The organism is Gleimia hominis, assembly GCF_032085515.1.
GTDB classification, from domain to species: domain Bacteria; phylum Actinomycetota; class Actinomycetes; order Actinomycetales; family Actinomycetaceae; genus Gleimia; species Gleimia hominis.
This window is the reverse complement of record NZ_JASXSX010000001.1, coordinates 1,469,238-1,483,581: the sequence shown is the minus strand read 5'-3', so window position 1 is coordinate 1,483,581 and position 14,344 is coordinate 1,469,238. Positions and strand designations below refer to the sequence as shown.

Below are 14,344 nucleotides of genomic sequence, written 5' to 3'. Positions count from 1 at the left end.
GCGTGGCAACCACAAACGACCTCAAAAACGGCATGGTGTTGAAGATTGATAACCAACTCTGGTCCGTGGTGGAGTTCCAACACGTTAAACCCGGTAAAGGCCCGGCGTTCGTGCGCACGAAGATTAAGAACGTGCTGTCGGGAAAGACGATCGATAAAACTTTCAATGCGGGCGTGAAGGTAGAAACCGCAACCGTCGACCGGCGCGACATGACGTACCTGTACCAAGATGGGGACGACTACGTGTTCATGGACGCAGCTACCTACGATCAGATCCTCGTGACCGGGGACACGGTGGGGGATTTGAAGAACTACATGGTCGAGAACCAGTCGGCAATCGTTTCGATGTACGAAGGCTCCGTGCTGTACATTGAACTGCCCCCGACGGTGGAGCTGACAATTTCATACACGGAACCGGGCTTGCAGGGGGATCGTTCCAACGCGGGAACGAAACCGGCCACGCTCGAAACCGGGTACGAAATCCAGGTGCCTTTGTTCTTGGATGAGGGTGCGCGCATCAAGGTTGACACCCGCACGGGTGAGTACGCGGGACGTGTAAACGCCTAGTATGTCTTCGAAAACTAAATCACGGTTCACGTCTCGTACGCGGGCGCGCAAACGCGCAGTTGACACGCTGTTTGAAGCCGAGCAGCGGGACTTGGGCACGCCCGGTGCGATTCGTGACCTATTGCAGCAGCGCCGGCGCGTCACCGCAGCGCAGAGTCCACTACCCGAGTACGCGATTGAAATTGTTGAGGGGGTCGCTGACCACCTCGGGACAATTGAGGATCTGTTAGCGCAGTACTCTACTTCGCGTCCGTTCGACCGCCTACCGAGTGTGGACCGGGCGGTACTGCGCGTGGGCGCGTGGGAAATCCTGTGGAATGATGAGGTGCCAGACGTCACCGCGATCGATGAGGCGGTGACGATCGTTAAAGAGGTGTCGACGGAGGAATCACCGAGCGTGGTTAACGCCATGCTGGATGCGATTCGGAAGAATGCAGCCGAGGCGTTGCAGGCCGATGCTGCGCTAGCAGCGGCCTTTGACGCGCCGAGCGAAGCCGCGCATCCGCGTGAGGAAGAACCTGTTCGTGGTGGGGAAGATGCTGTGCATGGTGACACTGCGGACTTCGGAGAAGACTTCGACTCGGATAGAGAATCTTCAGGGTCCGAGTGGCGCTGGTAGTTAACGCCGTCAACGGTTGTCCGGCGCTATCGTAGAAGTAGCCGCCGTTTTATCTCCCAAAAGTTCCCAGGTTGACATATAGTTTTCACTATAGGGGGAATATCACCATCTAGGGAGGCAAAAAGATGGCACTTCCGAAACTAACTGACGAGCAGCGCCGAGCCGCTCTTCAGAAAGCTACGGTAGCACGGCGGCGACGCGCTGAAGTTAAGGCTGCTTTGAAAGCGAGAACCATGACTTTAGCAGAAGTGTTCGAACTCGCTGAAACCGATGAGGCAGTTGCGAAAATGAAAGTAACCGCCCTGTTAGAGGCCATGCCACGCGTGGGAGCGATAACCGCTGAGAATATTTTGGACAGCATTGGGATCGCCCGTTCCCGGCGCGTGCGCGGGCTCGGAGCGCTGCAACGCAACGCCCTCATCGAAAGGTTCCACTAAACAAACTGACCGCCCTGGTGACGGGCGTTATAAACCGCTGGGATTCGGACGTGCCGGGTGGACATACACCCGGCACGTGACACAATTGCGCTATGGCTGATGCATCAACACAAAACACAACCGAGCGCGATGGGAACCGCCCCGCACTAACAGTCGTAGCTGGGCCCACCGCCGTGGGCAAAGGAACGGTAGTTAAGTACCTGGTTGAGCACTACCCGCAGGTGTATTTATCGATTTCCGCCACCACCCGCAGCCCGCGCGTAGGTGAAGTAGACGGACGGTCATACCACTTCATCACCCGCGACGACTTCGACCGCCGGATTGAGCGGGGAGATTTTCTAGAGTGGGCGACGGTGCACCGCAAGCACAAGTACGGTACGCTCCGCGGCCCAATTGAGCAGGCCTTACGGCAGGGTCGGCCCGCCCTACTCGAGATTGACTTGGAGGGTGCGCGCCAGGTGCGCACGCAGATGCCGGGCGCGCAGTTCGTGTTTATTGCCCCGCCTTCGTGGGATGAACTGGTGGCGCGTTTGCGTGGCCGCGGCTCAGAATCGGAAGAGCAGATGCGCACGCGCTTAGAAACCGCGCGCATTGAAATGGCAGCGAAAGATGAGTTCGACCACGTTTTAGTTAATGACGAGGTTGAAGACACAGCGCAGGCCTTGGCGAGCGTCATGGGTCTGACGTAGTATTGGCGTGTTTGTACGTTTAAGTCGAAATCTGTACGTTTAGGTTGAAAGAGGACTAATGTCGGGAATTGTTGCCCACCCAGAAGGAATCACGAACCCTCCTATTGATGACTTGATGGAGAAAGTTGATTCAAAATACGCGCTCGTAGTGTTCGCGGCGCGTCGCGCACGGCAGATCAACTCCTATAACCTGCAGCTGGAATCTAATATGGTTCAGTTTGTTGGCCCGGTAGTTCCGGTGGAGCAAGATGAAAAGCCTCTCTCGATTGCACTGCGCGAAATCTCGCAGGACATGCTCATGCTCGAACAGAATCCAGAGAACGTCGAGACCAAGTAGCGCAGAAAACACGCGGCCGTGAATATTGTTGTCGGGGTTGGCGCTGGGATCGCAGCTTACAAGATCACCGCGCTAGTACGGGCCTTTACGCAAGCGGGCCACGAAGTGCACGTGGTGCCAACGCCCGCGAGTTTAGAGTTCGTGGGCGCCGCAACGTGGCGCGCTTTGTCTGGGAACGCGGTTCACACGGATGTTTTTGAAGCGGAGGCGGGCGTTGGCCACGTTGAACTTGCCCGGTGGGCAGATGCAATAGTGGTAGCCCCGGCGACCGCGGATCTATTGGCGAAGTTCCGGATGGGAGTAGCGGACGATCTTCTCACCGCTACTGTGCTCGCCGCCGACGTGCGAGTGGTGTTGGCTCCGGCAATGCACACTAATATGTGGCGCAATGCTGCAACCCAGGAAAATGTTGCGGTGCTGCGTGGCCGCGGAGTGGAAGTTATTGATCCAGACGACGGGCCGTTGAGCTCTGGGGACACGGGCGCGGGGCGCCTGCCGGACCCGCAGCAAATCGCAGCCCACGTGCTGTCTAGCCAGACTGCTGCGCGGCCACAGAGCCTGAGTGGAATGCGGGCACTCGTTACTGCCGGGGGGACGCGTGAACCAATCGATCCGGTGCGTTATATCGGTAATCACTCTTCTGGAAAACAGGGAATTGCGATTGCCAGAGAGCTACAGCGCCGCGGTGCCCACGTAACGCTGCTGGCCGCGAATATTGAAAAACACTTGCTTCCCACCGGCGTGTACGTGGTAGAAACCCCCACCGCGCAGTTGATGTACGCGCAAGCGCTCAAACGGGCAGAGACGAGCGACATAGCGTTTTTTGTCGCAGCAGTTGCGGACTACCGGGTGGCGAACGCCAGCGAACAGAAACTGAAAAAGCATGCGGGTGATGGACTGACGCTAAACCTACAGCAAAACCCCGATATTTTAGCCACGGTTACACAAAGGTTCCCACATCTGCTGACCGTCGGGTTCGCAGCTGAGACGGGGGATCCAGAAACCGTCTTGAACTTTGGGAAAGAAAAGGCGCGCCGCAAGGGAGCGTCTCTGCTAGCTATTAACCCGGTGGGGCACGGACGGGCGTTCGGCCGCAGTGACAATGACGTGACTGTGGTGGATCGCGACGGCAAGCTGGTTGGCAGCAAGCGAGGCAGTAAAGAAGAGATTGCCGCGTTCATAATTGACGCGGTAGAGGATCTAAGAGGACGGAAGCATACCGAGTGAATACTCAAAGTGGACACCTATTCACCTCAGAATCGGTAACTGCGGGGCACCCCGATAAGGTGTGCGATCAGATTTCAGATGCGGTTTTAGATGAGGCCCTGCGCCTAGATCCGAGCGCCCGCGTTGCGGTGGAGGCACTGGCGACGCGCGATCGCGTGGTGCTGGCCGGGGAGGTTACCTGCGGGGGAACGCTCGACTACCCGCAGATTGTGCGGCGTACACTGCGACGCATTGGCTACACGGACCCGGCGTTGGGGTTTGCTGCGGACACGGTCGACGTGGACGTGCAGGTGGGGGAGCAGTCTGCGGACATCGCCCAATCCGTGGACACGTCCCTGGAGGCCCGCGAAGGTGGCGTGCAGGACGCATTGTCGCAGCAGGGGGCTGGTGACCAGGGGATAATGTTTGGCTACGCGTGTGCGGACACGCCCGCGTTTATGCCGGTTCCGATTGCGTTGGCGCACCGGTTGGCCCACCAGTTAGAGGCCGCGCGTGCGCAAGTACCGCAGTTACGTCCCGATGGGAAGACGCAGGTAAGTGTGCAGTTTGAGGGCGGCAACCCGGTTGCGTTAGACACCGTGGTGGTGTCCACGCAGCACGATGAGTCAATGTCTCTTACCCAGGTGCGGGACGCGGTGCGGACCCTGGTGGTTGACCCGATCGTGCGCCGCTGTTCCGAGCTTTTAGACGTGTCGGGAACCCGATTGCTGATTAACCCTTCCGGTCGGTTCGTTGCGGGCGGGCCAGCGGCAGACACAGGGCTGACGGGGCGGAAAATAATTGTCGACACGTACGGTGGTTTCGCCCGCCACGGCGGCGGCGCGTTTTCTGGTAAAGACGCGTCGAAGGTGGATCGCTCTGCCTCTTATGCCATGCGGTGGATCGCGAAAACCGTGGTTGCGGCTGGTTTAGCTAAACGCTGTGAACTCCAGGTGTCATATGCTATTGGGCGGGCTGAACCCGTGGGCTTGTGGATAGACACGTTCGGCACCGCAGCAGTGCCCGAAGCGAAGATCATCGCCGCCATCTTGGAGGTCTTCGATTTGCGTCCAGCGGCGATAACTACCGCTCTCGCGTTATCGAAACCCGTGTTTGAACCCACCGCGGCGTACGGGCATTTTGGTCGCGACGGTTTCAGTTGGGAGACCACGGAGCGAGCGGATGCTTTGCGCGAGGCAATTAAATAGCTTGCAATTAGCTTATTTGCATTCAAGTCGTTTGCAACGAAAATCTGGGTGCCACGTGGTTTCATATGAGTATGGAGGCAACTGAGGGGCTATTTGAGGTCGACGATTCACGTCACGTCGCACGCGTGCTCGTGGAAACCTCTGTGCCGCATCTGGATCGCCCGTTTGATTACGAGATTCCCGCTGGGCTCACTGTTGAAGTGGGCATGAGGGTGCGGGTACGGTTTGCAGGCAGTTGGCGTGAAGGCTGGGTCGTGGAAACAGCTGAAACCTCAGACTTTTCTGGAAAACTCCAAGCTGTCAACAAGGTGGTGTCCCCCCTGCAGTTGCTCACCCCTACTATGTACGCGTTCGCGCAAACAGTTGCCCGCCGGGGCTGTGCGAACACAACGCGGATCATTCAATCAATCGTGCCTAAGCGCAGTGGTCCGGCGGAAAAAGATTGGATGCGTACCCACGAGTCGCAAGCGGCTGCACTGACTCCATCGAGTGGTAGGGAACAAGTGGAGTCGCTCCAGCCTCAAGCGGAAAAAGCGATGCCGGAAAAAACGATGCGCGAAGAAACCCGGGCGATTAGTAGCGCAACACAGTTGCCGCAGGGAAGTGCGTGGCGGGAATATCCGGGTGGGGCGGCGCTATTGAACCGGATTCGCAACGGGCAGTCACCGAACGCGAACTGGGTGTTTACCGCCGGGGTTTTCCCACCTGGACCACGAGGGCCCAGGTCGAGTGATTCCAAGCCGGCCGATTCGAATCGAACGGCTTCTAAGCTTGGCATTCCAACGCCTAGTGCACCCAAAGCGGAAACGGTCGAACCGAATGTGACAAAGCAGGCTGGGGCGGCAGCAAAGAACGTTGAGCACAAGGCCGACAAGGCTAGGGACACAGCGCAACAAGCCGACGTAGCAGAAAAAGGTGTTGCGAACGCGGCAAACTCACAAGTGGCGCCTGCGCACCCGATTGTAGAACTTTTACAGGCGGTGAAGGAATCGGGGCGGAACTCGATTGTGGTTGCCCCAACGCAGCGGGAAGTGCGGATGATGCAAGAGCTGTTGCACGGCACGGAACTGTCGTGCATGGTGCAAACTGCGCAGGATTCACAGCGAGTTAAGTACACGCAGTTTCTAAACGTGCGGGCCGGAAACGTGGATGTGGTGTGTGGGACGCGCTCAAGTGTGTATGCGCCGCTTGCGAACTTGGGGCTGATCCTCGTGATGGATGCCGGTGACGACCGGATGACGGACCCGCAAAACCCGTACATGAACGCGTTAGACCTGGCGATTTTCCGCGCCGAACACGAGGCCGTGTCCGTAGTTAGCGCGGGCATGACCATGTCGGTGGCGGCAATGCGGTGGGCGCGGGCGGGGAACGCACCGATACTGTCAACCAGCCCGCAGCAGCGACGCAGCGAATCCGCAACTGTTGAGGTACCGGACCAGTTTGACCGCGAGCGGGAGGGAGCTGCGGGTTACTCGCAGATTCCGCCTCTGGTGCAGCGACGCGTGCGGGAAGCAATTAGCGATGGTCCGGTGCTTATTCACGTGCCCCGCCGCGGGTGGTCGTCCGTGATTGCCTGCAGTCGCTGCGGGGCGGGCGCGCAGTGCAGCGTGTGCCACGGCCCGTTGCGAGCCGGTGCGCGGGCAGACCTGTACTGTAACTGGTGCTCCCGGCCTCAGGTTAATTGGCGGTGCCATGAATGCAAAGGGCGGGCGTGGAGGACCGTGCGGTTAGGTTCGTCGCGTACCGCAGCAGACCTGGGGCGGGCATTCCAAGGGATCGCGGTTCGAGCTTCGGATGCGGATCATGAAATCGAAGGGCAGGTGAGTGGATCCACGCTCGTGGTCGCCACGCCGGGGAAGGAACCGCTAGCGGAAGATGGGTACGCAGCCGCCGTGGTACTGGATGCAAACGCGGTGGTGGGACGGCCGGAACTGTGGGCACCAGAAGAGGCGATGCGCCGGTGGATGAATGTACTGGCGCTAGTGCGGCCAACGGGGCGGATGCTCGTGGTGGGGGTGGATGACACGCGGTTGGCGCAGGCACTGATCCGCCGCGACCCGGTTGGGTACGCAGCGCTCCTGCTGGATGAGCGTGAAGCCCTAGAGTTCTACCCGGCGCGCTGTATAGTGGCGGTGGACGGGCCGTCGCAGGCAGTTGACGAAGTAGTTGCCGCGGTTGAACTGCCAGCCCGGTGTGAATATTTGGGTACCGCGAAGCTCACGGGCCGGGACACCCCGAAGGCGTATGGCACAAAGCCGGCGCGGGCCCTGCTGCGCGCCCACTGGGATGGGGCGCAGGAACTGATTGATGTGCTTCGCGCTCAGCTGGTGGCGCGTTCTACCCGCGGAGCCAGTGTTGTGAACGTCCACGTGAACCCCGCGCAACTGTTCTAACAGTTTTCGCCGCGAGCCGGGCGGGGCGATTCCTCGCTGCGCGCTGGCCCGACGAAAACCGCTGGTGTGCACCGGCGAGCCCGCGTTTGCGCGGGTAGTATGGGGCCGGCCTGGAAGACGTTAGACTTGGGACGTGAAAGTTTTATTTGCTGGTACCCCCGAAACTGCCGTGCCCACTTTGCGGGCACTCCACGAATCCTCCCACGAGGTTGTTGGCGTACTCACGCGCCCACCCGCTCGGCGGGGGCGGGGCCGCACCCTGCATCCCTCACCAGTGGCTGTTTTCGCACGCGAACACGAGTTGCCCCTCATTGAAGCTAACTCGGTGAAATCCGAACCGGTGCAACGCGAAATCCAAGAAACGGGTGCACAGTTAGGGGTCGTGGTAGCGTACGGGGCAATAATCCCACAAACCCTGCTGGACGCATTAGAGCACGGGTGGATTAACGCCCACTTTTCTAAACTGCCGCGGTGGCGCGGTGCAGCGCCGGTGCAACGCGCAATTGAAGCCGGTGACACGCACACCGCGGTGGACGTATTTGAACTGGAAGCGAGCCTCGACACGGGCGACATTTACCGCAGTGAGCCAGTAGAGATTAACGATGAGGTTACGGGCCAGGCCCTGCTGGCACACATGAGTGAAGTGGCCGCCCCACTGGTAACCGACGTGGTGGATGCGATTGAGGCAGGTACCGCGCATCCAACTGCGCAACCGAATGCCGGCGCCACGTACGCACACATGGTCGAGACGAAGCAACTGGCGCTGGATTTTTCTGCCACCGCCCAGCAGGTGCACAACAAAGTCCGCGCCTGGGCACCCACGCCCGGGACGTACACTACGCTGCCAGATGGGGCGCGTATGAAAGTTCTGAGCACCCGCATCCCAGGTGGAGCCACGCTGCAGACGGGCGAACTCCAAGTGGGTAAACACTCAGTACTAGTGGGTACCGGAAGTGGCGACTTGGAACTGCTCACCGTTGCGCCGGCAGGTAAGAAACCAATGCGTGCTGCCGACTGGGCGCGTGGCGCCCGCCTGGGGGAACACGCGATTTTGGGGGTTAACCAATGAGCGGTCAGCACGTGCAACCAGAACCTTACGTTGTGCCAAAACGGGTGGAGGCATCGCGGAAAGTGGCTTTCGATGCCCTCATGGCGGTAGAAACGCAAGACGCGTACGCGAACCTCGCTCTCCCGCCGCTAATTTCGCGCGCCCACCTGGGCCGCCGGGATGCCGCGTTTGCAACCGAACTGACGTATGGCACGCTGCGGAACCAGCGGCGGATTGACTGGGTGGTATCACAGAACCTCAAGCGACCACTCGCAGACCTAGATGCGCCCGTGCGAATTATTTTGCGCTTGTGTGCACACCAGATTCTGCACTTGCGGGTGCCCGACCACGCGGCGGTATCGGAAGGGGTTGAACTTGCCAAGCACGAGTGCGACCGGGGTGCCGAGAAGTTCATTAACGGGGTGCTGCGCTCCATAGTGGAGCATTCAGTGGGGGAATGGGACCGGCGAATAAGCGCGATTAAAGACAATGCCCAACGCGTGGCTGTGGAATACTCCCATCCGGAGTGGATGGTCCGCCAGTTCGCCACCGCGTTGGCCGCTCACGGTCGCGACCCGCGGGAGTTAACCGCGCTGCTACAAGCCAATAACGCGAACCCGTGGGTTACCCTGTGCGCGCGCCCCAGCATGATTTTGCCCGGTGACTTAGCGGACGTCGCGGTTCAGGCACTGCGCTGCGAAGTGCGGCCCGGGGATTACTCCGAGTGGTCCGTAGTGCTTTCCGCCGGTGATCCGGGGCGTTTGGAACCGGTGCGCGAAGGCATTGCTGCGGTTCAAGATGAGGGGTCGCAGTTGGTCGCGACCGCGTTCGCTGAAACCCCGGTGGTGGACGGCGGGGCGGATTCCGCGTGGCTCGATCAATGCGCCGGCCCGGGCGGTAAAGCCGGGCTGTTGGCAGCGTTTGCTCGTGAGAGCGGCGCGCATCTGGTTGCGAACGAAGTGGCGGCTCACCGCGCACGTCTAGTGGAGAATACGCTCCGCCCGTTCAGTAACGTAGACGTGGTAGTTGGCGATGGCCGGGAGGTCAGTGCACGTGGCCCGTTTGACCGTATCCTCCTGGACGCGCCCTGCACCGGTTTAGGTTCGCTACGGCGGCGCCCAGAGTCGCGTTGGCGCCGGCAAGTGAGCGACCTGGAGTCGCTGGTGCAGTTGCAAGCCCAGTTGATAGACGAGGCATTGCGGGCCCTGCGCCCCGGGGGGATTCTAGGGTACGTCACCTGTTCCCCAGTGAAACAGGAGACAACAGATCAAATCCGGCGCGTGGCGAAACAACCTGGGGTGCGCGTTTTAAGCGCAGCCGCAGCCGTGCGGGAGGTGTCAATGTCTGACATCGAGCTCACACCTGTCCAAATTGGGGATGGAAACGTGATTCAACTGTGGCCCCACGTGCACGATACGGACGCAATGTTCCTCGCGATTTTAACAAAAGAATAGGTTTTTCAACTAGAAAGCATGAGGTCAGTAAATGAACCCCACGATTAGCCCATCGATTCTGAACTGCGACATCGCGGACCTAAAAGGAGAGCTGCATAAGATCCGCAACGCCGACTTCGCTCACGTGGATATTATGGATAACCATTTTGTTCCGAACTTAACGTGGGGCTTACCCGTAGTGGAGGCCGTGGTGGCGCAAGATGTGGTGCCGGTTGACTGCCATTTGATGATTGAGGATCCGGACCGGTGGGCCCCAGGCTACGCGGAGGCAGGTGCGCAGTCAGTTACGTTCCACGCGGAAGCGGCGGCCGCCCCGATCCGCTTGGCGAACGAGTTGCACCGGCTCGGAGCGAAAGCGGGGTTGGCGCTGAAACCAACGACGGATATTGCCGACTACGTGGACGTGCTTGGAAGTTTCGACATGATCCTGGTGATGACGGTTGAACCGGGGTTTGGGGGCCAACCGTTTTTGGATTCGCAGATGGCGAAAGTGCGGCGGGTACGCCAGGCAGCGCAGGCACAACACTTGGATTTAGCAATCCAGGTGGACGGCGGGGTAACGCAAGAGACAATAACGCGCGCAGCAGAAGCGGGAGCGGACGTGTTCGTGGCCGGGTCTGCGGTGTATAAGGCGGAGGACGCGTACGCGCAAGTGGAGGCCCTGCGACGGATCGCGGCGAGCGCGATGCATGCCCATGCTTAAACGCAACCGTGTATACTAGGGCTGTGCTTCGGGGTCGGTGAAAGTCCGAACCGGCGGTTAAAGTCCGCGACTCACCTATTCTTGGGTGACTGAGCTGGTGGAATTCCAGTGCCGACGGTTAAAGTCCGGAAGGGAGAAGCATGTTGCAAACACGCACGCGTGTTTGTGTTGCACCCCGAACGCGGAATTAGAGGTTCGGAGGGGTGTAGTTGTCCAGTCTCAAACGGGTCAAAGCGATTAAACACGGCCCGGTCGTATCTTTCTTAGCACCCGTAGTGTTTGGGTTGATACTGTTTTTAGGCTGGTTTTTTACTGCTAATGCCCCCGGGGTTAAGACCTGGGTGCTGCCCAGCCCTTCGGCATTTGTTCAGCGTTTCAGTACCGAAATCAAAAACCCTGTGCTGTGGCACGCGGTTTGGACGACGGCGCAGGAAGCACTTTTAGGTTGCCTGGTGGGAGCGATTGTGGCTCTGCCGTTGGCGTACCTCATTTACCGTTCTCAAATTCTAGCTGCCGCAGTGGAACCGTTTTTGGGGGCTACCCAGGCTATTCCAGCGATCGCGTTAGCCCCCCTGCTCATGCTGTGGGTGGGGTATGGCACCCTCCCGATTGTGGTGTTGTGCGCGTTGATGGTGTTTTTCCCGATTCTAGTTTCCGCAACTTTAGGGTTTCGGCACTTAGATTCTGAGGTGTTGGATGCCGCTCGGTTAGATGGGGCCGACGGGTGGAAAATGCTCGTGTACATGGAGGCACCGTTGGCGTTGTACGCGATTTTGGCGGGGCTGCGCAACGGGTTCACCCTGTCGGTGACGGGCGCTGTGGTTGGCGAGATGGTGATGGGGGGCCACGGTTTAGGCCTGGTTCTGACTAGTCAGCGAAATAGTGTGGACACGGTGGGTATGTTCGTCACCATTTCGCTTTTGTGCGTGATGGCGATGGCGGCGTACTCCGTTTTGTACGCGATTGAACGCAGGTTCAGGCGCGGTTAGGGGAGTTTTAAATGGGTTTTTTTGGGCGGAAAACGGTTGCTGCACTGGTAGCGGGGTTTTCTTTGTTGATTGCGGGGTGTACGGCTTCGACAGGTGGTGAGTCCGCGTCGAAGCCTTCGGATAAAGCCGGTGGGGGCAGCCCCGTGACGGTGGGGATGACGTATATTCCGAATGTGCAGTTCGCGCCCGCTTACGTGGCGGATAAAGAGGGTTTATTTACCGCTGAGGGCGTGGCGGCGAAGCTGCGCCACCACGGAACCGACGAGGGACTATTCACGGCTCTGCTGGCCGGTGAGGAAGATGTGGTGATCGCGTCTGCGGACGAGATGCTGCAGGCGCGGGCGCAGGGAATGGACCTCATTTCAGTGGGGCAGTACTACCAGAAGTATCCGACGAAAATTATGGTGAAGGACGATTCCGCGATCCGGTCGGTAGCGGATCTGAAGGGGAAGAAGGTGGGTTTGCCCGGTGAGTTCGGGTCGAACTGGTTTGGCCTGCTTGCGGCCCTGAAGGATTCGGGGATGACGCGCGCCGACATTGACGTGCAATCCATTGGCTTTACCCAATTGGCCGCGTTGAAGAGTGACAAGGTGGACGCGGTTGTTGGGTTCAGTAACAATGATGGGGTCCAGTTTGAACTAGCGGACGTGCCGGTGCGCGAGATTGATTTGGCGAAAACCGGGGAGCCACCGCTGGTGGGCATGAATATTGTGACTACTTCCCAGTTTGCGAAGAATCACGCGGACGCGTTGAAGCACACGCTGCAGGCGCTCAGTAAGGGCATGCAGGTGTGTGTGGATGATCCGGCGCGGGCCGTGGATATCACTAAGAGTTATGACCAGAATTTGACGTCCGATGAGGCACTGGCTTCCACTAAAGCCACGTTGGAGGCGACGAATAAATTGTTCGCCCCCGCGGGGAAAGTGGATTTCACGCAGGATGTGGACCAGTGGAAACGGATGAACGATTTTCTTTCTCAGATTGAGGGCGTGCTGGGCTCGAAAGTAGATGTGACCGAAGCGGTTACAAACGAGTACTTGGAGCAATAAGCGCCACTACCAGCTACCGCGGGTGTGGCTTCCTCGGCGTGTCGAAGCGAACGTGTTTTCTCAGCGTGTCGAAGCTAACGTGGGGCCGCTACAGATCCGCAGGCGCAGTTTCGGTTACTTGGCGCGTTTGATTTCGGTGGCGTAAATTCCCGCCGCAGCCGCGGGCAGGAATGCGGGGGGATCCTGCTGCCAGGTGCGCCCCATAGACCGCAGGGGATGCGCACAGTGGGCGAGCGCGGTTTCGCACCGAGAGGCATCCACCTCATGAATATTATGCTGCGCAGCCAAATCCGCTAAGTCATGGCGATATTGCTCGAGGGCACTTGGAATCTGTGAGGCGGAACTGGTTTGCGGCGTAGTTGAAGGGGTTCGCGCGGGACGGTTTTGCGCCCGGTTTTGGTGCCAGTCTTGGGGGCGGACCGTCATGGTTGGGATCGTGAGGGGAACGAGCACGAGCTGGCGCAACACGCGTAGGCAGTGGTGCGATACCCCGCGGTGTTCGGCGCGCGGGTCCACGCCGGAGCAGCGCAGCACGGGAATCGGTACTCCGCCCAGGGCGTGGGCAACGTGCAGTGCTTGCGCGGCAGCGGTCCCAGAAAACCCCCAGGGGGTTTGGGTACCCAAGTTCCCCGGAGCGGGAGTAACCACCGCGTAGTCCGCGTGGGCCACGTGCCGGGCGGCGAGCAGTGCGGAGGGCATTGATGCGGCCTCCAGATCTCCGCCAAAAGACTGACCCGAAGTAATGGTGGTCACCAGGTCACCGGCCGCGCGCATGGCGGCGCACAACTGGGAAAACCGCAGGGCCAAAGCCGCGGTGTCATCACACACGTACGCGATCCGCGCCTGCGCCTGTTCAGCTCGGATCCCTGCCACCACGGCCGGCAATGACGAATGCAGGTCAGCAACAATCACCGGCATGCCCTCCAGCGAGCGGGCCGCGCACATAACCTGATGGTGCACAGAATCAGGTTCCTCAACAGATTGGACAACCACTTGGTGCGGCGTGTAACGCGCCTTCACAATATGGCCGTTTACAGGCAGCGAATCTGCCGGCACAGTAGCGGTCGCGAGCGTGGTGGCAAACCCGCCGGTACCGAGGTGCTTCGCTAACCCCGAACAATCAATCCGCACGCGTTCACCAACGGCGATCGCACCCACGAGGTCCGTATACGCTAACGCCCGCACTGTTTCGCCACCCTCAAAGCCGCTGGCCCCGGCCGGGGCGTGCGTTATCGTGCATTCAAAACTGACACACGTCGACCACTGGCTCAAAATCTTGCGGACCACCGCGTTTCTTTGCATCACCCATCTAGAATACAGACTGGCTTTGAGCGCGTGCCCACCAGTCCAACCGCCGCATGCCTTAGGATAGGTATCGAAACAGTCTAGCTTTGCCCCCAACGGCTTTTGGGTTGGGACGGCACATTGCGGTTCACATTTGAAGGAGATAGACGTGAGGCCTTGGCATTGGGTAGTGGTAATTATCGTGCTCGTGGTGGTGTTTGGTGCTTCCAAACTCCCCGACATCGCAAAGAACGTAGGCAAGTCCGCGAAAGTCCTCAAGAAAGAAATGCAGGAACTCACCGAAGATAGCGATACGGACAGCAACGCAAAATCGACCGGCCCGAAAGACAGTGGTCAATAAA

Annotated in this window: 15 protein-coding genes and 1 riboswitch; of the genes, 14 read left to right on the top strand and 1 reads right to left on the bottom strand. The window is 59.4% G+C overall.

Going from position 1 to position 14,344, the window contains the following annotated elements; translation table 11 throughout:
- The first annotated feature begins 2 nt into the window (after window positions 1-2).
- The 13 genes from efp (at window position 3) to QS713_RS06240 (ending at window position 12,698) form a co-directional block, all read left to right on the top strand.
- Window positions 3-566, top strand: coding sequence for an elongation factor P (gene efp / locus QS713_RS06300; RefSeq protein ID WP_102215766.1), 564 nt, complete (start codon window positions 3-5; stop codon window positions 564-566).
- 1 nt (window position 567) lies between these two features.
- Window positions 568-1,185 carry a transcription antitermination factor NusB gene (nusB, locus tag QS713_RS06295; protein ID WP_313273446.1) on the top strand — a complete coding sequence of 206 codons (618 nt, stop codon included), beginning with the start codon at window positions 568-570 and terminating at the stop codon, window positions 1,183-1,185.
- Between the two features lie 125 nt (window positions 1,186-1,310).
- Window positions 1,311-1,622: an integration host factor, actinobacterial type gene (mihF, locus tag QS713_RS06290; protein ID WP_102215768.1), complete on the top strand. Its 312-nt coding sequence runs from the start codon at window positions 1,311-1,313 to the stop codon at window positions 1,620-1,622.
- 92 nt (window positions 1,623-1,714) lie between these two features.
- Window positions 1,715-2,311, top strand: coding sequence for a guanylate kinase (gene gmk, locus QS713_RS06285; protein ID WP_313273441.1), 597 nt, complete (start codon window positions 1,715-1,717; stop codon window positions 2,309-2,311).
- A gap of 58 nt (window positions 2,312-2,369) precedes the next feature.
- A complete protein-coding gene (rpoZ, locus tag QS713_RS06280; RefSeq protein ID WP_102215770.1) occupies window positions 2,370-2,648 on the top strand; it encodes a DNA-directed RNA polymerase subunit omega in 279 nt (92 codons plus the stop codon).
- Between the two features lie 18 nt (window positions 2,649-2,666).
- Window positions 2,667-3,875: a bifunctional phosphopantothenoylcysteine decarboxylase/phosphopantothenate--cysteine ligase CoaBC gene (gene coaBC / locus QS713_RS06275; protein ID WP_313273438.1), complete on the top strand. Its 1,209-nt coding sequence runs from the start codon at window positions 2,667-2,669 to the stop codon at window positions 3,873-3,875.
- On the top strand, window positions 3,872-5,062 hold the full coding sequence (gene metK, locus QS713_RS06270) for a methionine adenosyltransferase (RefSeq protein ID WP_313273436.1): 1,191 nt from the start codon (window positions 3,872-3,874) through the stop codon (window positions 5,060-5,062). Before coaBC ends, metK begins: the two co-directional genes overlap by 4 nt.
- Before the next feature lie 65 nt (window positions 5,063-5,127).
- Window positions 5,128-7,455: a primosomal protein N' family DNA-binding protein gene (locus tag QS713_RS06265; RefSeq protein ID WP_313273434.1), complete on the top strand. Its 2,328-nt coding sequence runs from the start codon at window positions 5,128-5,130 to the stop codon at window positions 7,453-7,455.
- Window positions 7,456-7,588: 133 nt separating this feature from the next.
- Window positions 7,589-8,524 carry a methionyl-tRNA formyltransferase gene (gene fmt / locus QS713_RS06260; protein ID WP_313273431.1) on the top strand — a complete coding sequence of 312 codons (936 nt, stop codon included), beginning with the start codon at window positions 7,589-7,591 and terminating at the stop codon, window positions 8,522-8,524.
- On the top strand, window positions 8,521-9,957 hold the full coding sequence (locus tag QS713_RS06255; protein ID WP_313273428.1) for an RsmB/NOP family class I SAM-dependent RNA methyltransferase: 1,437 nt from the start codon (window positions 8,521-8,523) through the stop codon (window positions 9,955-9,957). Before fmt ends, QS713_RS06255 begins: the two co-directional genes overlap by 4 nt.
- Window positions 9,958-9,988: 31 nt before the next feature.
- Window positions 9,989-10,660 (top strand): ribulose-phosphate 3-epimerase, encoded by a 672-nt coding sequence (rpe, locus tag QS713_RS06250; protein WP_313273426.1) that lies wholly within the window; start codon window positions 9,989-9,991, stop codon window positions 10,658-10,660.
- A gap of 20 nt (window positions 10,661-10,680) precedes the next feature.
- Window positions 10,681-10,805: riboswitch (FMN riboswitch) on the top strand.
- Between the two features lie 64 nt (window positions 10,806-10,869).
- Window positions 10,870-11,649, top strand: coding sequence for an ABC transporter permease (locus tag QS713_RS06245; protein WP_313273424.1), 780 nt, complete (start codon window positions 10,870-10,872; stop codon window positions 11,647-11,649).
- An 11-nt stretch (window positions 11,650-11,660) separates the two neighbouring features.
- Window positions 11,661-12,698 (top strand): ABC transporter substrate-binding protein, encoded by a 1,038-nt coding sequence (locus tag QS713_RS06240; RefSeq protein ID WP_313273422.1) that lies wholly within the window; start codon window positions 11,661-11,663, stop codon window positions 12,696-12,698.
- Window positions 12,699-12,812: 114 nt separating this feature from the next.
- On the opposite strand, the gene QS713_RS06235 is transcribed toward QS713_RS06240, so the two are convergent.
- Entirely contained in the window at window positions 12,813-14,000 is a 1,188-nt protein-coding gene (locus QS713_RS06235) for a DUF3866 family protein (protein ID WP_313273799.1), read from the bottom strand.
- Between the two features lie 151 nt (window positions 14,001-14,151).
- Between QS713_RS06235 and tatA the strand changes: the two genes are divergently transcribed.
- Window positions 14,152-14,343, top strand: a complete 192-nt coding sequence (gene tatA / locus QS713_RS06230) for a twin-arginine translocase TatA/TatE family subunit (RefSeq protein WP_102215778.1) — start codon at window positions 14,152-14,154, stop codon at window positions 14,341-14,343.
- Window position 14,344 lies beyond the last annotated feature (1 nt).